Annotated in this window: 20 protein-coding genes and 1 rRNA gene; 17 read left to right on the top strand and 4 right to left on the bottom strand. The window is 68.4% G+C overall.

Annotation, left to right across the window (positions count from 1 at the left end; all coding sequences use genetic code 11):
- Positions 1-38: 38 nt before the first annotated feature.
- The 4 genes from xylB (at position 39) to AB0J95_RS37760 (ending at position 4,563) form a co-directional block, all read left to right on the top strand.
- On the top strand, positions 39-1,316 hold the full coding sequence (gene xylB, locus AB0J95_RS37745; RefSeq protein ID WP_364769251.1) for a xylulokinase: 1,278 nt from the start codon (positions 39-41) through the stop codon (positions 1,314-1,316).
- Positions 1,317-1,441: 125 nt separating this feature from the next.
- Positions 1,442-2,629 carry a nucleotide disphospho-sugar-binding domain-containing protein gene (locus AB0J95_RS37750; protein WP_364769253.1) on the top strand — a complete coding sequence of 396 codons (1,188 nt, stop codon included), beginning with the start codon at positions 1,442-1,444 and terminating at the stop codon, positions 2,627-2,629.
- Positions 2,630-2,833: 204 nt separating this feature from the next.
- A complete protein-coding gene (locus AB0J95_RS37755; RefSeq protein ID WP_364769255.1) occupies positions 2,834-3,922 on the top strand; it encodes a histidine kinase in 1,089 nt (362 codons plus the stop codon).
- A complete protein-coding gene (locus AB0J95_RS37760) occupies positions 3,919-4,563 on the top strand; it encodes a response regulator transcription factor (protein WP_364769257.1) in 645 nt (214 codons plus the stop codon). Before AB0J95_RS37755 ends, AB0J95_RS37760 begins: the two co-directional genes overlap by 4 nt.
- Here the strand turns inward: AB0J95_RS37760 and AB0J95_RS37765 are convergent.
- A complete protein-coding gene (locus AB0J95_RS37765; RefSeq protein WP_364769259.1) occupies positions 4,533-4,790 on the bottom strand; it encodes a hypothetical protein in 258 nt (85 codons plus the stop codon). The two genes, AB0J95_RS37760 and AB0J95_RS37765, sit on opposite strands and share 31 nt — an antisense overlap.
- Before the next feature lie 94 nt (positions 4,791-4,884).
- On the opposite strand from AB0J95_RS37765, the gene AB0J95_RS37770 reads away from it, so the two are divergent.
- Positions 4,885-5,916, top strand: a complete 1,032-nt coding sequence (locus AB0J95_RS37770; protein WP_364769315.1) for an oxidoreductase — start codon at positions 4,885-4,887, stop codon at positions 5,914-5,916.
- A gap of 229 nt (positions 5,917-6,145) precedes the next feature.
- Positions 6,146-7,327, top strand: a complete 1,182-nt coding sequence (gene tuf, locus AB0J95_RS37775) for an elongation factor Tu (protein WP_364769261.1) — start codon at positions 6,146-6,148, stop codon at positions 7,325-7,327.
- A gap of 4 nt (positions 7,328-7,331) precedes the next feature.
- Here tuf and AB0J95_RS37780 read toward each other — a convergent pair whose 3' ends face one another.
- On the bottom strand, positions 7,332-7,865 hold the full coding sequence (locus AB0J95_RS37780; RefSeq protein WP_364769263.1) for an rRNA adenine N(6)-methyltransferase family protein: 534 nt from the start codon (positions 7,863-7,865) through the stop codon (positions 7,332-7,334).
- 244 nt (positions 7,866-8,109) lie between these two features.
- Here AB0J95_RS37780 and AB0J95_RS37785 point away from each other — a divergent pair, with 244 nt between their 5' ends.
- The 6 genes from AB0J95_RS37785 (at position 8,110) to AB0J95_RS37810 (ending at position 15,288) form a co-directional block, all read left to right on the top strand.
- Complete coding sequence (locus AB0J95_RS37785; RefSeq protein WP_364769265.1) at positions 8,110-9,483, top strand: FAD-binding oxidoreductase; 1,374 nt, start codon at positions 8,110-8,112, stop codon at positions 9,481-9,483.
- A gap of 14 nt (positions 9,484-9,497) precedes the next feature.
- The gene (locus AB0J95_RS37790) at positions 9,498-11,042 is read left to right on the top strand and encodes an acetolactate synthase large subunit (RefSeq protein ID WP_364769267.1); all 1,545 of its coding nucleotides are present in this window, start codon (positions 9,498-9,500) and stop codon (positions 11,040-11,042) included.
- A 55-nt stretch (positions 11,043-11,097) separates the two neighbouring features.
- Positions 11,098-11,565 (top strand): GNAT family N-acetyltransferase, encoded by a 468-nt coding sequence (locus tag AB0J95_RS37795; RefSeq protein WP_364769269.1) that lies wholly within the window; start codon positions 11,098-11,100, stop codon positions 11,563-11,565.
- A gap of 117 nt (positions 11,566-11,682) precedes the next feature.
- The gene (locus AB0J95_RS37800; protein ID WP_364769271.1) at positions 11,683-13,239 is read left to right on the top strand and encodes a PQQ-binding-like beta-propeller repeat protein; all 1,557 of its coding nucleotides are present in this window, start codon (positions 11,683-11,685) and stop codon (positions 13,237-13,239) included.
- 9 nt (positions 13,240-13,248) lie between these two features.
- Positions 13,249-14,619 carry an FAD-linked oxidase C-terminal domain-containing protein gene (locus AB0J95_RS37805; protein ID WP_364769273.1) on the top strand — a complete coding sequence of 457 codons (1,371 nt, stop codon included), beginning with the start codon at positions 13,249-13,251 and terminating at the stop codon, positions 14,617-14,619.
- Between the two features lie 30 nt (positions 14,620-14,649).
- Entirely contained in the window at positions 14,650-15,288 is a 639-nt protein-coding gene (locus AB0J95_RS37810) for a hypothetical protein (RefSeq protein ID WP_364769275.1), read from the top strand.
- 3 nt (positions 15,289-15,291) lie between these two features.
- Here AB0J95_RS37810 and AB0J95_RS37815 read toward each other — a convergent pair whose 3' ends face one another.
- Positions 15,292-16,131 (bottom strand): TIGR03560 family F420-dependent LLM class oxidoreductase, encoded by an 840-nt coding sequence (locus AB0J95_RS37815; protein ID WP_364769277.1) that lies wholly within the window; start codon positions 16,129-16,131, stop codon positions 15,292-15,294.
- The gene (locus AB0J95_RS37820; protein WP_364769279.1) at positions 16,128-16,520 is read right to left on the bottom strand and encodes a nuclear transport factor 2 family protein; all 393 of its coding nucleotides are present in this window, start codon (positions 16,518-16,520) and stop codon (positions 16,128-16,130) included. Before AB0J95_RS37820 ends, AB0J95_RS37815 begins: the two co-directional genes overlap by 4 nt.
- 77 nt (positions 16,521-16,597) lie before the next feature.
- Here AB0J95_RS37820 and AB0J95_RS37825 point away from each other — a divergent pair, with 77 nt between their 5' ends.
- The 5 genes from AB0J95_RS37825 to AB0J95_RS37845 all read left to right on the top strand — a co-directional run.
- Entirely contained in the window at positions 16,598-17,221 is a 624-nt protein-coding gene (locus AB0J95_RS37825; protein WP_364769281.1) for a helix-turn-helix domain-containing protein, read from the top strand.
- Positions 17,222-17,361: 140 nt separating this feature from the next.
- Complete coding sequence (locus AB0J95_RS37830) at positions 17,362-18,438, top strand: NAD(P) transhydrogenase subunit alpha (RefSeq protein ID WP_364769282.1); 1,077 nt, start codon at positions 17,362-17,364, stop codon at positions 18,436-18,438.
- Entirely contained in the window at positions 18,438-18,749 is a 312-nt protein-coding gene (locus tag AB0J95_RS37835) for an NAD(P) transhydrogenase subunit alpha (RefSeq protein ID WP_364769283.1), read from the top strand. Before AB0J95_RS37830 ends, AB0J95_RS37835 begins: the two co-directional genes overlap by 1 nt.
- The gene (locus AB0J95_RS37840) at positions 18,746-20,146 is read left to right on the top strand and encodes an NAD(P)(+) transhydrogenase (Re/Si-specific) subunit beta (protein WP_364769285.1); all 1,401 of its coding nucleotides are present in this window, start codon (positions 18,746-18,748) and stop codon (positions 20,144-20,146) included. Before AB0J95_RS37835 ends, AB0J95_RS37840 begins: the two co-directional genes overlap by 4 nt.
- 305 nt (positions 20,147-20,451) lie before the next feature.
- Positions 20,452-20,539 (top strand): 16S ribosomal RNA (locus AB0J95_RS37845); the annotation flags it as partial.

The following is a 20,539-nucleotide window of genomic DNA, read 5'->3' on the forward strand; positions in this document are numbered from 1 at the left end:
TCAGTCGGTAAACAAATTCGAGGCTAGGATCGGCTGCTATGGCTCTGGTCGCGGGCGTGGACTCATCTACCCAGTCCACAAAGGTGGTTGTGGTCGATTCGGATACCGGGAAGGTCGTGCGCGAGGCCCGCGCCGCCCATCCCGACGGAACCGAAGTTCACCCGGATGAGTGGTGGCGGGCTTACCAGGAGGCAACGGCGAACGGCCTGCTGGACGGCGTCGAAGCGCTCGGCGTCGGCGGCCAGCAGCACGGCATGGTCACCCTGGACGAGGACGGCGAGGTCGTGCGGCCCGCGCTGCTGTGGAACGACACGCGCTCGGCCCATGCGGCCGAGGAGCTGGTCCATGAGCTCGGGGGCCCGGACGAGTGGGCGGAGGCGGTCGGCTCGGTCCCGGTCGCCAGCTTCACCGTGACCAAGCTGCGCTGGATGGCCGAACACGAACCAGAACTGACCGATCGTGTGTCCACCGTGCTGCTGCCACACGATTGGCTGACCTGGAAGCTCACCGGCGAGCTGGTCACCGACCGCGGCGATGCCTCCGGAACCGGCTACTTCTCGGCCGCGGCCGACGTCTACCGCCCGGACCTGCTGGCACAGGCGTTCGGTCACGAACCCGAGGTGCCCCGGGTGCTGGCCCCCTCGGAGATCGCGGGCACCGCCGGGGACATCGTCGTGTCCATTGGCACCGGCGACAACATGGCCGCCGCTCTAGGCCTCGGCATGCAGGTCGGCGACGTCGCCGTGTCGATCGGCACCAGCGGAACCGTGTTCGGCGTCACGGACATGATTCACCCGGACGGGTCCGGCGCGGTCGCGGGCTTCGCCGACGCCACCGGCCGGTTCCTGCCGTTGGTCTGCACGTTGAATGCGGCCCGCGTGCTCACCGCGACCGCGGCGATGCTCGGCGTCGATCTGTCCACTTTGGATGAGCTGGCGCTCGCGGCACCACAGGGCGCCGAAGGCCTGAAGATGGTGCCGTACCTGGACGGCGAGCGGACCCCGAACCTGCCGGACGCCACCGGATCCCTGCTCGGCATGACGCGGGCCAACATGACCCCGGCGAACCTCGCCCGCGCGGCGGTCGAAGGCATGCTGGGCGGTCTCGGCGCGGGGCTGGAGGCGTTGCGCGCGGCCGGGATGCGGATCGGCCGGGTCAAGCTGATCGGCGGCGGCGCGAAGTCGGCCGCGGTCCAGGCCATCGCGGCGGACGTTTTCGGCGTGCCGGTGACCGTTCCGGAAGCCGCGGAATATGTGGCCCTAGGCGCCGCCCGGCAGGCGGCATGGGCGCTGACCGGACAATTGCCGGTCTGGTGATTTCCTCTCCCCATTTGAACGTATAGCAGCCCCCGGGTCTTGTGGCAAGACCCGGGGGTGGCCTCACAATCGCTCGCTGTATGCCGGATTTCTCCGGCGAAGCGAGTGTGTGAGGAAGGTTTCCCATGCGAGTGCTGCTGTCCGCGATCGGGTCGCGCGGGGAGATCGAGCCGATGCTGGCGCTGGGGGTGCGGCTGCTGGCGCTGGGGCACGGGGTCCGGTTGGTCGCGCCGCCGGACTTCGCGGGACTGGCCGAGGGCTTCGGGATCCCGTTCGTGCCGATCGGCCCGGACCTGAGCAAGCCGGCCCCGCCGCCGATGCCCACCTCCGCCGAAGGCAAGCGCTCGGTGATCGAGCAGACCGTCTTCGACCAGTTCGAGATCGTTTCCGAGGCCGCCAAGGGTTTCGACGCCATTGTGGGCGGCGGCATGCTGCAGCTCGCCACCCACTCCGTCGCCGAACGGCTCGGAATTCCGTACCACTTCGGCACATTCGCGGCGATCACGTTGCCGTCGACCCACCACGCTCCGCCGCCGCTGGGCATTCCTGGCGCGCAACCGCGGCCGGGGGAGAGCAACGAGTCGGTCTGGGAACGGGACCGGCACCGCTTCACCGCCACGTTCGGCAAGCCCCTCAACGAATGCCGCACATCGGTGGGCCTGCCCGAGATCGACGACGTCCGCGGCCACATGTGCGGCGACGACCCATGGCTGGCCGCGGATCCGACGCTCGGACCATGGCCGGGACCTGGCCATGTCGTCCAGACCGGAGCCTGGATCCGCCCGGACGAACGTCCGCTCGACCCGGAGCTCCAGGCGTTCCTGGACGCCGGCGAGCCGCCGGTCTACTTCGGGTTCGGCAGCATGCGGGTACCCGGTGAGCTGGGGCACGCGGCCATCAAGTCGGCCAGGGAGCTGGGCAGGCGGGTGATCGTGCAGAGGGGCTGGGCCGATCTGTCCCTTGTGGACAACGCGCCGGACTGCATCGCCATCGGCGAGGTCAACCAGCAGGCGTTGTTCGAGCGGGTCGCGGCGGTCGTGCACCACGGCGGCGCGGGCACGACGACCACCGTTGCTCGCGCGGCCGCGCCGCAGGTCGTCATCCCACAGCGGTTCGACCAGTTCTACTGGTCCGAGCGGGTCGAACGGCTCGGCATCGGGCGCTCGCACCCGTCGGGGGAACCCACCACCGAGTCGCTGGTGACCGCGCTCGGCCACGTCCTGCAGCCCGAGGTGTCGGCGTTGGCCAAGGCCGTCGCCGCTGAGGTCGCGACCGACGGCGCCCAGGTCGCGGCCGAATTGATCATCGGCTGACCGCGCGGCTCCACCCGGATCTCCACCGCCGGGTGGAGCCACCCAGCAGGCGATGGACGTAGCGTCCGGCTGGATGGTGGAGCCGCGTGGTTCTGATCGGGCGGTGGACGTTGCGCCCGGTCGGGTGGTGGTGCCACGCGGCTCTGATTTGGCGGAGGACATGGCGGTGGGGCGCCGGAGATTCCGTCCGCCAGACTGGTGACTGTGAGGAGCAGGGGATTGTGGCGCCGCGCGTTCATGACCGACCCGGAGACCGGCGTGGTGGTCCGGGTGCTGGTCACGCTCGTGCTGATCGTCGCCCTGGCCACTTCACGCGTCCCGGAGGGCTGGGTCTGGGCCGCGATCGGTGCGGCCTTCGCGTGCTGGTTGTTCTGGGCGGTCTTCGACGGCTGGCTACCCCGCACGTCACTGGTCGCGCTCGCCGGGTGCGCGGTGATCTCCACCGCGGTGATGGGAACGGGCACTGAGGGCGCGATCGTCCTGGCGGCTCTCTCGCTGCCGTCGCTCGCGTCGCATCTCCGCCCGCCGACCTGGCTGATCGGCACGATCATCGTCGCCGACCTCGGCCTGCTGACCGCCGGCGCGGCCTTCTGGAGCCGGACCCCGCCGGAGACGTTCGCCCTGCTCGGCCTGATGATCGTGCTCACCATGATCGGCCTGCACCGGCGCCAGTACCGGCTGGCCGCGGAGGAACGAACCCGCGTGGCCGCACTGGACGAACGCGCCCGGATCGCCCGGGAAATGCACGACGTCCTGGCGCACTCACTCGGCGCCCTCAGCGTGCAGCTCGAAGTCGCCGAGGCCCTGCTGAGCGAGAAGAACGACCCCGAACGCGCCCTGGAACGCGTGCGCAGGTCCCGCAAGCTCGCCATCGAAGGCCTCGACGAAGCCAGACGGGCGGTCGCGGCACTGCGAAGCGACGTTCCGCCGTTGCCGGAAGCCCTGGCGAGCCTGGTGGAGACGTATCGCCGCGACCACCACGCGACGGTCAAGCTGAAGACCAAGGGCCAGCAGCGAACCGTCTCCGCGCCTGCCACGGTCTCCCTGCTGGCCACCGCGAGGGAAGCGTTGACGAACGCCGCCAAGCACGCCCCGAACGTCCCGGTCGATGTCGTTCTCGACTACACACCCGACAAGGTGAAGCTGTCCGTGTCCAACGAGGCAAAGCAGGCCGGTGAGCGCACCGGCTACGGGCTGTCCGGGATGCGCGAGCGGATCGCGCTGGCCGGCGGCACGCTGACCGCCGGATACACCTCGATGCGCTGGCGAGTGGTGGCGGAGGTGCCCGAATGATCCGGGTGGTCGTGGTGGACGACCAGCAGATCATGCGTGAGGGTCTGGTGGCGTTGCTGGAGTTGCTGGATGACATCGAGGTGGTGGGCAACGGCGGTGACGGCGAGCAGGCGCTGCGGCTTGCCGGGGAACTGCGGCCTGACGTCGTGCTGATGGACCTGAAGATGCCGGTCCTGGACGGCATCGAGGCCACCGCACGGATCCGCCGCGAGTTCCCGGAGGTCGCCGTGCTCGTGCTGACCACATACGCCGACGGTGACTCCATCGACTCGGCGCTGAGAGCCGGTGCCCTGGGCTACCTCACCAAAGACGCCGGTCGCGTGGAAATCGCGTCAGCACTGCGATCCGCCGCCGCCGGACAGTCCACTTTCGACGCTTCGGTGTCCCGCAGGCTGCTGGCCGCGTTGGCAGACAAGCCACCCCGTCGCCGCGGCAACCCGGACGGGCTGACCGCGCGCGAGGTGGAGGTGCTCGGGCTGATCGCCCAGGGCATGAGCAACGGCGAGATCGCCGCCGCGCTGTTCATCGGCGAGACGACCGTGAAGACACACATCAACAACGCCTTCGCCAAGATCGGCGTGCGCAACCGCGCCGAGGCGGTCCGGTACGCCTACCGTGAGGGCTTGTCGTCGTCCATGTAGTTCATGACCGTCCTGGTCGCGGTCTTGCGGACGGCTCCGCCGCGGTCGGCCCAAGTGCGGGCCATCGGTTCGACATAGCGGCGTGCCTGATCGAGCTTGCCGCGACGGCGCAACATGACGATCGCGACGACCAGCAGGATCGCGAGCAGCAGGATCCCGCCGCCGATCAACGCGAGTCGCAGCAGCAGGAAACCCATCAGGTCCGAGGCATCGAATGCGAGGTTCATGCCGGAAAACCTACGAACCGGGGCGGGTGGAACGGGACCTTCCGAGGGTGGATCGCCGGGTGGAGATCGGCTAGCGTCCCGGCGCATGAGAACCATCGGGGTGCTCGTCGCGGTGCTGGCGCTGCTCATCGGTGCAACGCCGGCCAACGCGACCAACGGCTTGTCCTGGCAGCTGACGCCGACCGGCAGCGCGGCCAGGTTGCGCGGTCTGTCCGTTGTGGACGGACGAACGGCGTGGGCGAGCGGCAGCCTCGGCACGGTCCTGCGGACCACCGACGGCGGCCGGACCTGGCAGAGCGTGGGCCCGCCGGACACCGCGGACCTGCAGTTCCGGGACATCGAGGCGTTCGACGCCGACCACGCGGTGATCCTGTCGATCGGCAACGGCGCGGCGTCGCGCATCTACGTCACGGCGAACGGCGGCAAGACGTGGCAGGAGACGTTCCGCAATCCCGACGAACCCGCCTTCTACGACTGCGTCGCGTTCTTCGACCGGCGCAACGGCCTGGCGATGAGCGACCCGGTGGACGGCAAGTTCCGCATCATCGCCACCAGCGACGGCGGCGCGAGCTGGAAGGTCCTGCCCAGCGACGGCATGCCGCCGGCGCAGACCGGCGAGGCCGGGTTCGCGGCGAGCGGCCAGTGCCTGATCACCAAGGGCAGCAAGGACGCCTGGATCGGGTCCGGCGGTGGCGCGAAGGCCCGCGTCTACCACTCCAGGGACCGCGGCCGGACGTGGACGTTCAGCGAGACACCATTGGGCAGTTCGGAGAGTTCGGGCGTGTTCGCTCTGGCGTTCCGCAACACCCACACGGGGATAGCTATCGGTGGCGACTTCAACGATCCTGACCCAGCTGTGCATGCTTTGGCTACCACGCGTGACGGCGGCCGCAGCTGGCGTGAACCGCCCCAGGCGCCCCGGCGGTATCGCTCGGGGGCGACCTACTTGCCTTACCTGCCAACGGGAATCATCGCCGTCGGGCCGAGCGGCAGCGACCTCAGCTGGGACGACGGCAACCACTGGCACCAGTTCGACGAAGGCAGTTTCGACACCGTCGACTGCGGCTGGGACGGCGCCTGCTGGGCGTCCGGCGAGAAGGGCCGGATCGCCAAACTTCGCTGGTAGAAAATCGTTTCCGACGGGGACCGTGGCGCTGCTACGGTCCCCGTCGTGTTCCCCATGACCGATTCCGCGACGCTCGCAGGTGCGTACCTGCCGGGCGCGGCGTCGGCATGGCTGGACGGCGCCCGAAGCTGACCCTCCTCCTCTTCGCCCTCTTCCCGCGAAACCACCGGAGGAGGGTCGAGGTGTCGCCGGTTTCGCCCGTCCAGCCCACATTCCAGGGGACTTTTCGATGACCAAGCAGCAGTTCGTGCGGACCAAGCCGCACGTCAACATCGGCACGATGGGTCACGTCGACCACGGCAAGACCACCCTCACCGCGGCCATCACCAAGGTGTTGTCGCAGCAGGGGACCGGGACCAAGTTCGTCGCGTTCGACCGGATCGACCGGGCGCCGGAGGAGGTCGAGCGGGGGATCACGATCAACATCTCGCATGTCGAGTACGAGACCCCGACCCGGCACTACGCGCACGTCGACATGCCCGGGCACGCCGACTACGTGAAGAACATGATCACCGGGGCCGCCCAGCTGGACGGCGCCATCCTGGTCGTGTCCGCCGAGGACGGTTCCATGCCGCAGACCCGCGAGCACGTCGTGCTGGCCAGGCGGATCGGCGTCGAGCACATCGTGGTCGCCCTGAACAAGGCGGACATGGTGAGCGACACCGACCTGCTGGACCTGGTCGAGCTGGAGATCCGCGAACTGCTGACCACGTACGGCTTCGACGGTGAGGCCGTGCCGGTCGTGCGGGTGTCCGGCCTGCGGGCGCTGCACGGTGACCCGGTCTGGGAGCAGCGGATCGTCGAGCTGCTGACCGCGGTCGACGAGCACGTGCCGGTCCCCCTCCGGCGCCTGGACCTGCCGTTCCTCATGCCGGTGGAGAACGTCATGACCATCACCGGCCGGGGCACGGTCGTCACCGGAGCGGTGGAGCAGGGCACCATACGGGTGGGCGAACAGGTCGAGGTCGTCGGGCTCGCGCCGACCATGACCAGCGTCTGCACGGGGCTGGAGATGTTCGGCAAGTCGCTGGAGCACGCCGAGGCGGGTGACAACGCCGCGGTGCTGCTGCGCGGTGTCAAGCGCGACGAGGTCCGGCGCGGGCAGATCCTGGCCCAGCCGGGCAGCATCACGCCGCACCGCCGGTTCCGTGCCGACGTGTACGTGCTGACGGAGAAGGAAGGCGGGCGGCGGACGCCGATCATGGACAACTACCGCCCGCAGTTCCACTTCCGCACCAGCGACGTCAGCGGCGCGATCCACCTGGACAGCGCCATGGTGCTGCCCGGTGACAGCGTCGAGTTCACTGTGGACCTCGGCAAGCCCATCGCCCTCAACAAGGGCCAGGGCTTCGCCATCCGCGAAGGCCGTCTCACGGTCGCCGCGGGCACGGTGTCCGAGGTACTGGACTAGGGCGCTAGCGCCGCCGGATCACGAGGTGGGCGGAGTCCACGCGAGGGGCGGGGCGGAAACTGGAAGCAGGTATCCGCCCCGCCACTCGTATGTGGAACTTCCTTGCCCACAAAGCGGTCTCCTTGGTCTGCCCGTCGGAGACGCGCTTGGCGAACCCCCATTGCACGACCAGATCGGCGGCCACGAACGACCGCTGGGCCAGCAGTCTTCTGACCAGAAGCGTTGACAACGAATAGGGAATGTTCGCCACGACGGAGAACTCCTTGTTGGGCAACGGAACCGTGCGCAGGTCGGCATGGATCACCCGGACCTGCGGCCGGTCGGCGAACCTCCGCGTCAGCTTGCGGACGAACTCGTCGTCACGTTCCACGGCCAGGATGCGGGAACCGGTGGAGGCCAGGGGAGCGGTGAGCGTCCCCGGTCCGGCTCCGAAGTCGATGACGAGATCACCCGGTCCAAGATCGGCCGAGCGGAGCAGCCCGCGGATGACCGCGGGCGCGCACAGGAAATGAACCCCACTGGGGTTAGGGCGGGACAAAGTCGGCTCCAGGCGCCAGAGATGGGAGGTGAGCGCTGGTTTTTGGAGGCGACCACGAAGAACCGGACGTCAGGTCCGGTCAAGGGTGAACAGGTGCCGCGGGCGCCTCAGCTGCTGCGCAGCCGGGCGGCGGTCAACAAGGCACCGAAGAAGCAAGCTCCCACGTCACCCACGCTAACAACCGGGCGCAAACGGTTTATTGCCCGTGCGGCTAGAGTTACTCGCGGGTACGAAGGGAGCGTCCATGGCGGACATCGGGACACTGCTGTCTGAGATCGTCGGCACCGAGCATGTGCTCACGGGGGACGCGATCAGTGAGGACTACGCGCACGACGAGGCGTTGAGCCGGGACCCGGTGCGGCCGGCGTTCGTGGTCCGGCCGTCGACCGCCGAGCAGGTCGCCCAGGTGCTGAGAACAGCGTCCGATCAGGGGATTCCGGTCACCGCCCGTGGGTCGGGCTCGGGCCTGTCGGGTGCGGCCGCGCCGCGGCCCGATGGTGTGCTGATCTCCTTCGAACGGATGAACGCGGTCCTGGAGATCGACACGGAGAATCACGTCGCCGTCGTCCAGCCGGGCGTCACGCTGCAGGAGCTCGAGGAGCGCACGGCCGCCAACGGCCTGGTCTACCCCGTCTACCCGGGTGAGCTCAGCGCGTCCCTCGGCGGCAACATCGGCACCAACGCCGGTGGCATGCGAGCCATCAAGTACGGCGTGACCAGGCACAACGTCCTCGGCCTCGAAGCCGCGCTGCCGACCGGCGAGGTGATCCGCACCGGCGGCAAGTTCGTCAAGGCGAGCACCGGCTACGACCTCACACAGCTGATCATCGGCTCGGAGGGCACGCTCGCCGTGGTCACCGAGGCCGTCCTCAAGCTGCACCCACGTCTACCCCATCAGGGGACAGTGCTCGCGCCGTTCACCGATCTGGATGAAGTGGCCCGTGCCGTTCCGCGAGTGGCCGACAGCGGGCTGGGCCCGTTGATCCTGGAGTACATCGACGGCCTGACCATGGGCGCGATCACGTACTCGGCGCAATTGCAGCTGGGCATCCCGGACGACATCAAGGAGACTTCGCAGGCCTACCTGGTCGTGATGCTGGAGAACCGGTCCGCCGAGCGGCTCGACGAGGACATCGAGGAACTTGGCGAACTTCTGTCGACGCTGGGCGCGAAGGACGTCTACGTCCTGCCCGGCCCGTCCGCGCGCAAGCTGATCGACGCGCGCGAGAAGGCGTTCTTCACCGCGAAGGCGGCCGGCGCGGACGACATCATCGACACGGTGATCCCGCGGGCCGCGTTGCCCGACTTCATGGCCCGGGTGCGTGAGATCGCCCAGGAGAACAACACCTTCGTGATCGGCTGCGGGCACGCGGGCGACGGCAACGTGCACCTCGCGGTGCTGCAGAAGGACCCGGAGATCCGCGCGACGGTGCTGCGGGCGTTGTTCGACGCGGGCATCGGCCTCGGCGGCGCGATCTCCGGTGAGCACGGCATCGGCCGCAAGCACGTGCAGAGCTTCCTGGCCCTGACCGACCCGGCCAAAGTGGACCTGATGCGCCGGATCAAGACCGCCTTCGACCCGGCGGGCATCCTCAACCCCGGCGTCCTTTTCGACTGAGGAGAGCAGAACACATGAACGGCGCACAGGCCCTGATCCGCACGCTCGTCGACGCGGGCGTGAACGTCTGCTTCGGCAACCCGGGCACGTCCGAGATGCATTTCGTGGCGGCCCTGGACTCGGTCCCGGAGATGCGCGGCATCCTGGCGCTGTTCGAGGGCGTGGTGACCGGCGCGGCCGACGGCTACGCGCGGATGGCCGACAAGCCCGCGGCGACCCTGCTGCACCTGGGCCCGGGCCTGGGCAACGGCCTGGCGAACCTGCACAACGCCCGCCGGGCCCGCACGCCGATCGTGAACGTCGTGGGCGACCACGCGACCTACCACAAGCAGTTCGACGCCCCGCTGGAGTCGGACATCGAGGCGCTCGCCCGCACGGTCGGCTGGGTGAAGACCAGCACGTCGACCGCTGCGCTGGCCGCGGATGCCGCCGAGGCGGTCGCCGCCGCGCAGGCCGGGCAGGTCGCGACGCTGATCCTGCCCGCGGACGTGTCGTGGACCGAAGGCGGCGAACCGGCCGCCGCGGTCGCGCCTCCCGTCGCGCGCCAGGTCGACGAGAGCGTGGTGCGCTCGATCGTCGACGTCCTGCAGTCGGGTGAATCGACCGTGGTCCTGCTTGGTGCGCATGGCACGCGGGAGCGCGCGCTGCGGGCGGCGAACCGGATCGCCCAAGCGACCGGCGTGAAGCTGTTCGCCGAGACCTTCCCGGCGCGCATCGAGCGCGGTGCGGGCGTTCCCGCGGTCGAGCGGCTCGGCTACCTCGCGGAGCAGGTCACCTACCAGCTGACCGACGTGCGCAACATCGTGCTGGCCGGAGCGAAGTCCCCGGTGTCGTTCTTCGCCTACCCGGGCAAGGCCAGCGACCTCGTGCCGGACGGTGCAAAGGTGCACGTCTTGGCCGAACCGTTGGACGACGTCGCCTTCGCTTTGGAAGCCGTCGCCGACCTGGTCGCGCCGGACATCGAGCCGGTCCTCCAGGAGGCGCGCCGGCCCGGCCTGCCCAGCGGCGACCTGACCCCGCAGAACTGGGTCGACGTGATCGGCGCGCTGCTGCCGGAGAACGCGATCATCGTGGACGAGGCCAACACCTCGGGCCTGCTGCTGCCGATGGCGACCGCGGGCGCGCCCAAGCACGACGTGCTCACGTTGACCGGTGGCGCGATCGGCTACGGCCTGCCGACGGCGGTGGGCGCCGCCGTGGCGTGCCCGGACCGTCCGGTGATCTGCCTGCAGGCCGACGGAAGCGCGATGTACACATCGTCCGCGTTGTGGACGATGGCACGCGAGGGACTGAACGTCACCACTGTCGTGCTGTCGAACCGTTCCTACGCGATCCTGAAGCTCGAACTGCAGCGGGTGGGCGCGGAAAGCACCGGCCCCAAGGCCCTCGATCTGCTCGACTTGTCCCGGCCGGACCTCGACTTCGTGGCGTTGGCCACATCCATGGGGGTTTCCGGGACGCGGGCGTCGACGGCGGAGGAGCTGGCCGACCAGTTCCGCGCGGCCGTCGAGCAGCCCGGCCCGAGCCTGATCGAGGCCATGGTGCCCACGCTGTTCTGACCATGATCTGAGACTCGTTGACGGTTGAACGAACGCGTCCGTAGCGTTGGTGCACATGGATGTCCGGCATGTGCACCAGAGCGATCCGCTTGTGCAGCCGCTGCTGCGGGATCTCGAGCAGGAGTACACCGGCCGCTACGGCCGCCTGTTCGAGTCCCTCGTCGGCTACCCCGCCGAACGGTTCGCCCCACCGGACGGCGCCTTCCTGCTGTTGCTGGAGGAAGGCGAAGCCGTTGCCGGTGGCGCGTTCCAGAAGTACGCGCCGGACACCGCTGAGCTGAAACGGATCTGGACGCACCGCGACCATCGCCGCCGCGGCCTGGCCGCGCGAGTGGTGGCAGAGCTGGAAAAGGAGGCCGCGGGTCGCGGCTACACCCGGATGGTCCTGACCACCGGGCCGCGCCAGCCCGAAGCCCGTGGCCTCTACCTCGCCCTGGACTACACGCCACTGTTCGATGTGGACGCGGACACCTCCGAATGGCGCCGCCCCCTCCCCTTCGAAAAGTCCCTGCTTCCCTCGTGAGTGGGACTACCTGCGGTTTTGGCTGATCGGTTGATGGCGGGGTCCATCGATGGGCCACCAGGAGTGGGCCCTTGAGTGGATGTGCGGCTCGTGCCCGCGCTGCCACCGTTGGTCACCATGGGGAAAACACTGATCGCGCTCGCGGTGGCGGGCGTGTTGCTCAGCAGCGGCGCGCCCGCTCTGGCGGGTGGCGACCGAGGTGACTGGCCGACGTGGCAAGGGGACAAGTCCGGCTCGCGGTACAACGGGGCCGAGCACCGGATCACCCCGGCGAACGTCGGCGGCCTGAAACTCAAGTGGGCCTTCGCATATCCGAAGACCGGCGTGGTGGCCAAGAGCCAGCCCGCCGTGGTCGGGGACACGGTGTACTTCGGCGGGCCGGACATGAAGTTCTACGCGGTGGACGCGCGGTCCGGCCGTACGAAGTGGACATTCGACCTGCGGTCGGTCGATCCCGCGTTGCGGGCGGTGCTCGACGGTCCGGCGGTGGCTCGCGGCAAGGTTTTCTTCGGCGACAGCGGAGGTTACGTCTACGCGCTCGACCAGCGGGACGGGAAACTGGTGTGGGCCAAGGACACCGAGCCGCACCAGGCCGGGATCCACACGAGTTCGCCGATGTACCACGACGGCCGGATCTACATCGGCGCATCCAGCATCGAGAATGCCACGACGGACCGCAGTTACCCGTGTTGCACCTTCCGTGGACACATCGACGCCCTCGACGCCGACACAGGCAGTTTGGCTTGGCGTTACTTCACTGTGCCAGAGCCAAAAGCCAACGGCACCTGGCCCAGCGGCGCGGTGAGGTACGAGCCGAGCGGCGCCGGAGTGTGGAGCAGCCCGGTGATCGACGACCGCACCAACACGCTTTACGTTGGCGTGGGCCAGAACTACACCGGCAGCGCGGGCGACTTCGACTCGTTGATCGCGCTGGACGCCCGGACCGGCAAGCCCAGGTGGAAGCAGCAGGTCACCAAGGCCGACACCTGGCGGACCCTGTGCAACGAACCGGATCCCGAAGGCTACTGCCCGGGCCTGAAGGACAACACCGCGCTGGACTACGACATCGGTGCGACGCCGAACCTGTTCACGGTCAACGGCCGCGCGATGGTCGGCGTGGGCCAGAAAAGCGGCGTGTACCACGTGTTCGACGCCCGTACGGGTGAGGTGATCTGGCGTCGTCAGCTCGGCGTCCCGCTGCCCAGCGGCGGCATCTCGGGCATCCAGTGGGGATCCAGCTACGACGGCGAAAAGCTCTACATCGCCACGTATTACGCCGAGCCGGGCACGTTGTTCGCGGTGAATCCGGCGAACGGCGATGTGCTGTGGAAGACACCCAACCCGGCCAACGGTTGCGACTGGGGCGGAGCCGCGCAGCACAAGGACATCTGCGCACTCGCACACGGTCCGGCGGTGACGAGCACACCGGGCGTGGTCTGGGAGGGCAGCAACGACGGCAAGATGCGGGCGTATTCCGCCCGATCCGGCAAGGTTCTCTGGGAGTACGACACGGTGCGTGACTTCCGGGGTGTCAATGGCCTGATGGGGCACGGGAGTGCGGTGTCGGCGAGCGGTGGAGCGGTTGTGTCGCACGGGATGATGTTCGTCCAGTCGGGTTACCAGCCGTTCTATCCGAGCGAGTACGGCAATGTTTTGTTGGCTTTCGGGTTGTAACGTGAGGGCGTGACCTCGCTGCCCGCTGGTGCGACCACGGACGACCCGGACGTGCTCGCCTCCTATGCGACCGATCGGGCGACGTTCTGTCCCGGTGGCCGGGCCAGGGCGCTGGTGCGGGCGAGGTCGGTCCAGGATGTGGTGGAAACCCTTCAGTGGGCGCACGAGAACGGCGTGCCCGTCGTCCCGCAGGGAGCCCGCACCGGGCTCTCTGGCGGGGCGAACGCGATCGACGGATGCGTGCTGCTGAACGTGTCGAAGCTCGACCAGATCCTCGAGATCGACGTGGAGGAGCAGATCGCCGTCGTGCAGCCGGGCGTCATCAACGCGACGCTCGCCGCGGCGGTGGCCGAGAAGGGCCTGTACTACCCGCCGGATCCGGGGTCGAAGGACATCTCGTCGATCGGCGGCAACGTGGCGACCAACGCCGGTGGCATGTGCTGCCTCAAGTACGGCGTGACGGGCGACTTCGTGCGCGGCCTTCAGGTTGTGGTTGCCGACGGTCGAGTGATGCGCACCGGCCGAAGGACAGCCAAAGGTGTGGCCGGCTACGACCTGACTCACCTCTTCGTGGGATCAGAGGGAACACTCGGCGTCATCACCGAGGTCACCGTCGCCCTCCGGCCGGCCGCAGCCCGGCCGTTGACCGCCGTCGCGTTCTTCGACACCGCCATCGATGCGGGCCGGACGGTCGCGGACTACCTGGGTGCCGGTTTCCGCCCGGTCGTCCTGGAACTGATGGACCGTCCCTCGATCGAGGCGATCTCCAAGCTGCAGGACCTCGGCTTCCCGCCGGGCGTGGGTGCCGTGTTGATCGCGCAGTCCGATGTCGGTGCTTCGGAACTGACCGCGTTCGAGGTCTCGGCCCGCAGGTGTGCGGCGACCGACGTGATCGTCGCCGACGACCCGGCCGAGGGCGACCTGCTGATGCAGGGCCGCCGGCTCGCGGGCCTGGCGTTCGACGAGTACCCCGCCTGCCTGGTCGATGACGTGTGCGTGCCGCGCCGCCACCTCGCCGCCCTGATCGAGGGCGTCGAGCAGATCGGCGAGGAGTACGGCGTGCTGGTCGCCTGCGTCGGTCACGCGGGCGACGGCAACATGCACCCCGCCGTCTTGTTCGACCATTCCCAGGCCGACGCGGCACAACGCGCGTTCGGCGCCATCATGCGGCTCGGCCTGGACCTGGGCGGCACGATCACCGGCGAGCACGGAGTCGGCCTGCTCAAACGCGAGTGGCTGGCCCGCGAGCTGGACGAGGCCGCGCTCTGGGCGCACCACCAGCTGAAGAACGCGTTCGATCCGCGCGGCATCCTCAACCCCGGACGAGTGATCAACTCCACGCCGGGTGGACGGGCGGATGCCGATCGAAGATCATCTTAGACGGGAGAGGTGCCGGCGAGGGAGTGTTCGATGCGTACCTTGCGGCGTGAGATGGCCAGGATCTGGGCCTGTGTGACCGACCGGTCACGAGGGCACCTGGTGCTGGCGGCAGTGGTCTCGTTGTGGACCCTGGCCTGGGTGATTGGCCAGGCAGTGGCGCCGCCGATGACGCCACTGGACGTCCCCCGTTCGCTGATGTCCTGGGCGGACATCCCGACGGGCTGGCTGGACAACGTGACGGAATGGGCCCGGAACCCGGACCGGAGCGCGGTACTGGGCCTGGTGGCGATAGCAGGCGGCCTGCTGTGGGCCGCGGGAACGGAACGCGCGCAGTTCCCCGCGGTCCTCGGCTGGCTGGCCGTTCTGGTTGCGGCCGAAGGAATCGGTTACCACCCAGCCGTGCTCCGGGCGGTGCTCGCGATGGTCGGCTTCATCGCGGTGCTGACACTGGTGTCGTTGCCGGGCAAGGTATCGGTGATGATGAACCGGATCGTGCTGATCCCCAAGGACGTCATCCGGGCGGGAGCCACAGCGGCGGCAATGGCCGCCATGGTCCCCCTTCTCGTCCCCGGCCTCGCCATCGTCCGCCTGCTCCGCCCCTACGTGACCCACCCACCCCGAGTCCCCGCCCCCAGAGAACCGGCCACCAAAACCCTGGTCCGCGACTGATGTTTATTGCGGTGCCACGGTCTTGATGGCTTCTTCGGTCCATGGGCCGTGGGTGATCACGCCGACGTGGTCGAATCCCAGCTCGGCGAACGCGTCGCAGCGGGCGGCGAACTGGGCAGCGGTCTCGTCCCGGCCCAGCCGTGTCCCGATGGTCTTCTCGATCGAGTCGTAGTCGCGCCCGAGGTCCGCGCAGTGTGCGGCGAGCACAGAAAGCTTGTGCCGCACGGTCTTCCCGCCGTCCGGGATGTCGAAGAGGTTGCAGGCGTCGGCGTACTGCGCCACGAACCGCAACGTCTTCCGCTCACCCATGCCGCCCACCAGGATCCGCGGCCGAGCGGGAGGCAGCGGGCTGTCCACCGGCCGCGTGAGCTGGAAGTGCTTGCCGGAGAACGCCGATGTGTCACCGGACCACATCTGGTGCGCCAGCTGGAGCGTCTCCTCCAGCTGCTCGAACCGTTGCGCCACAGGCGGAAACGGCAGGCCCATGTACTTGGCCTCGTCCTCCTGGTGCCCGGTGCCCACGCCGAACCACGCCCGTCCGCCGGTGAGCGTGGCGAGGGTGCTCACCGCCTTGATCAGCACCGCGGGTGGCCGGAACGTCACTCCGGCCACCATCGTGCCGAGATGTACCCGATAGGTGTGAGCCGCGAGGTAACCGAGTGTGGTCATGGCTTCGAGGTGCTCGGTGTGGGTGGGGTCGGCGAACGGGTCGACCTGCAACAGGTGGTCGGCGACCCACACGGTGTCGATTCCGGCCGCGTCCGCCGCCTGGGCGATCCGGCTCAGCTCCACGGCCGGTGAACCCGGCCACGAGTAGTTCGTGATGCTGATGCTGACCTTCATCGCTGCACCTCGAACGGCATTCCCCCGATCGGGGACAGGTGCTGTCCCGCGAGCCGCCACTGCTCCCCGTCTTTTACCCAGATGTGTGTTACCCGGAACCGGCCGTTGGCCGGGTTGCCCTGGAACTGCGCTTCCTGGGAGTGCACGCCGACGCTGACCGCGGTCGTGCCGTACGAGCGAACCGCGACGTCGGTCCAGTCCAGACGCTGGGTCACGAGTCCGCCGCTGGGGTAGCGCGCCAGCCACTGCTGCTTGTCCAGCACGAACCCCACCGGCCCGACCAGGGTGAAGTCGTCGGTGGTCAACGCGTCGAGCGCGGCCACGTCGCCGCGGACCTCGGCGTCCGCCCACTGCTTGCCCCGCTCCAGGATCTGCTGCTCGGTCGTCATGGGAACCTCCTCGTCCAACAAACTTAGTGTCACTCTAAATTTAGATCCGCTCTAAATCAAGTGCTATGCTCCGGCTCGTGATCGAAGAGGGCCTGCGCGAGCGCAAGAAGCGGGAGACCAGGAGGCAGATCGCCGAGGCGGCGGTCGGCCTGTTCGCCGAGCGCGGCTTCGAGCAGGTGCCGGTGTCCGATGTGGCGCGGGCCGCCGGTGTCTCGGTGGCCACCGTCTTCAACTACTTCGGCACCAAGGAAGCGCTTGTCTACAGTGGACTAGAGGCGTTCGAGGAGGAGCTGATCGCCGCTGTGGCCGAACGCCCGCGGGGCGTGTCGGTGCTCGCCGCGTTCCGCGACCTGGTGACCCACCCCAGCGGGCTGCTCGCCAGCCACGACCCCGATGCCCTCGACCGCATCGCCATCGCGGCCCGGATCACCGCGGGCAGCCCCGCACTGCAGGCGCGCGAACGTGAACTGAACGACCGCCGCGCCGGCCGCCTCGCCACCCTGATCGCCAAGGAGATCGGCGCCGCCGCGGGCGACATCGAACCGTGGGTGCGTGCCAACGCCCTGGTCGGCGTCCAGCACGCGATGCTCAAGTACCTGCACAGCCAGGTCCTGGCCGGCCGCCGCGACCCAGGCCTCGCAGAAGATCTTGTAGCGCAAGGAAACGCGGCATTTGACGCGCTCGAACAGGGCCTTCGGTGAGTACAGTGACGCCAGGCCGGCCGGGGGAATGAGGTTCGCGCGCAGGACCGGCCGACACGCCCGCCGTTCGCAGGGTTCGCCCGGTGGACGGCGGTGGTACAACTAAGACGGACGTTCTGTTTGCGGCAGGAGGGTCTCCAATGGCGGATACCCAGAGCATCGCGGTCGGTGTGCCACGCGAGTCAGCACCGGGAGAACGACGGGTCGCACTCGTGCCCAAGGTCGTTGGGCGGTTGCGGTCCGCGGGGCTGGACGTGGTGGTCGAACCCGGTGCGGGTAGCGGCGCGTTGATGTCCGACTGGCTCTACGAGGAGGCCGGGGCGACCCTCGGTGACCCGTGGGCCTGCGAGATCGTGGTCAAAGTGGCCGCGCCGACGGCGGAGGAGATCCACCGTCTGAAACCCGGCAGCGTGCTGATCGGCTTCCTGGGCAAGGACGTCGAAGCGCTCGCCACAGCCGATGTGCACGGCTTCGCCATGGAGGCGATCCCGCGGATCTCCCGCGCCCAGTCGATGGACGCCCTGTCCTCACAGAGCAGCGTCGCCGGATACCTGGCCGCTTTGCTTGGGGCGCAACACCTTACGCGGTTCTACCCGATGCTGACGACCGCCGCGGGCACGGTCCCGCCGGCGAAGGTCCTCGTCATGGGGGCGGGTGTGGCGGGACTGCAGGCGCTGGCCACGGCCCGGCGGCTGGGCGCGCAGACCACCGGTTACGACGTGCGACCGGAAGTCGCTGAACAGGTGCGATCTGTCGGCGCCAAGTGGCTCGATGTGGGGATCACCGCCACCGGTGAGGGTGGCTATGCGCGAGCGCTGACCGACGAGGAACGCGCCGAACAGCTGAAAAAACTCAACGAAGCGGTGATCGGCTACGACGTCGTCATCACCACCGCGCAGGTCCCCGGCCGCAAGGCGCCGACCCTGGTCACCGCCGACGCGGTCACCGCGATGCGGGCGGGCAGCGTGATCGTCGACCTGGCGGGGGAGTCCGGCGGCAACTGCGAGCTGAGCGCGCCCGGCGAGGTCGTGGTCCGGCACGACGTCACCATCGTCGCGCCGCTGAACCTGCCGGCGAGCATGCCCGAGCACGCCAGCGAGCTGTACGCGCGCAACGTGCAAGCCTTGCTCGACCTGCTGGTCACCGACGGGAAGCTGACCCTGGACTTCGACGACGAGATCGTCGCGTCCGCGTGCGTCACCAGGAAGGACTCCTGATGCTGGTCGAGAACCTGGCCATCCTGGTGCTCGCGGGCTTCGTCGGCTTCGCGGTGATCTCCAAGGTGCCCAACACCCTGCACACACCCCTGATGTCCGGCACGAACGCCATCCACGGCATCGTCCTGCTCGGCGCCCTGCTGGTGCTGGGCCTGGGCGCGACCGGCACGCTGGATTCCATCCTGCTGGTGATCGCCATCGCGTTCGGCACCATCAACGTCGTCGGCGGGTTCCTTGTGACGGATCGGATGCTTGCGATGTTCAAGACCCGGCCCGCGGGGTCGAGCACTGACAAGGAGCCGGAGGAATGAGCTGGCTCCAGGATCCCGCGACGATCCAGTGTCTGTACATCCTCGCGTTCGCCTTGTTCATCTACGGCCTGATGGGCCTCACCGGTCCCCGAACCGCCGTGCGCGGCAACATGATCGCCGCCGTCGGTATGGCGATCGCCGTGCTGGCAACGGCTTTGACCAAGGGGATGGGCAACTGGTGGCTCATCCTGCTCGGTCTCGCGCTGGGTACCGCGGTCGGGGTTCCGGCCGCGCGCAAGGTGAAGATGACCGCGATGCCACAGATGGTGGCTCTGTTCAACGGGGTCGGCGGTGGCGCCGTCGCGTTGGTCGCGTGGGTTGAGTTCCGGCAGAGCAACGGTTTCTCGGGCGCGCCGGTCTACGTGTCGATTGCGACGCTGTTCGCCGCGTTGGTCGGGTCGGTGTCGTTCTGGGGCTCGAACGTGGCGTTCGGCAAGCTCCAGGAAATCCTGCCCGGCCGTCCGCTGACCGTCGGCAGGTTCCAGCAGCCGTTGAACCTCCTGCTGCTGTTGGTCGCGGTCGTCTGTGGGGTCGCCGTCGTCGCGGGTGGCACATCCGAGTGGCTGATGATCGGCCTATTGGTGGCTTCGGCACTACTCGGCGTGGCGGTCGTCCTGCCCATCGGCGGTGCGGACATGCCGGTCGTCATCTCTTTGCTGAACGCGTTCACCGGATTGAGTGCCGCGGCCACCGGTATCGCGCTCGACAACACCGCGCTGATCGTGGCCGGGATGATCGTCGGCGCGTCCGGTTCGATCCTGACCAACCTGATGGCCAAGGCGATGAACCGCTCGATCCCGGCCATCGTCGCCGGTGGCTTCGGCGGGGACGGGTCCGCGCCGGCCAAGGGCGGCCCGGTCGACAAGACCGTGCGCCGGACCTCGGCCTCCGACGCCGCCATCCAGATGAGCTACGCCCGCCAGGTCGTCGTCGTGCCTGGTTACGGCATGGCCGTCGCCCAGGCCCAGCACGCCGTCCGCGAGATGGCCAAGGAGCTGGAGGCCAAGGGCGTGACGGTCTACTACGCGATCCACCCGGTCGCCGGCCGGATGCCCGGGCACATGAACGTGCTGCTCGCCGAGGCCGACGTGCCCTACGAGCAACTCAAGGAGATGGACGAGATCAACGGGGAGTTCGCCCGGACCGACGTCGCCCTGGTGATCGGCGCCAACGACGTCACCAACCCGGCGGCGCACACCGACCCCGGCTCGCCCATCTATGGCATGCCGATCCTCAACGTGAACGAGAGCAAGTCGGTCATCGTCCTGAAGCGTTCGATGAGTCCCGGCTTCGCCGGAGTCGACAACGAGCTCTACTACGACCCGAGGACCGCGATGCTCTTCGGCGACGCGAAGCGGTCCGTCTCCGCGGTGGTGGAGGAGCTACGGGCCCTCTGACCTGCGAAGACTCCGTTAAGGGGACCCCCCTGAAACGGCCCGTTCGGGGGCGTGTAACTTTATCCAGGCCAGAGCGAAACGGGCCCCGGAAACCGGGGAACGAGCGAAGGCCCCAAACATAGCAGTACAAGCCCCTCGATGGCTCTTGCGGTCTGACGGGTGTGCGTGTGTTGTTTGAGAACTCAACAGTGTGTCGAACTATTAAAGCCAGTAGAGCTTTATGATGAACCCCTTTGTGGGTTCCTTTGAGATGGACAGATGGGCCAGAATTGGTCTGTCAGGACATCAGATTTTCTGACAAAGCATTGTTGGAGAGTTTGATCCTGGCTCAGGACGAACGCTGGCGGCGTGCTTAACACATGCAAGTCGAGCGGTAAGGCCCTTCGGGGTACA

Origin of the sequence: Actinocrispum sp. NPDC049592, assembly GCF_040675465.1 — a bacterium.
GTDB lineage: Bacteria > Actinomycetota > Actinomycetes > Mycobacteriales > Pseudonocardiaceae > Kibdelosporangium.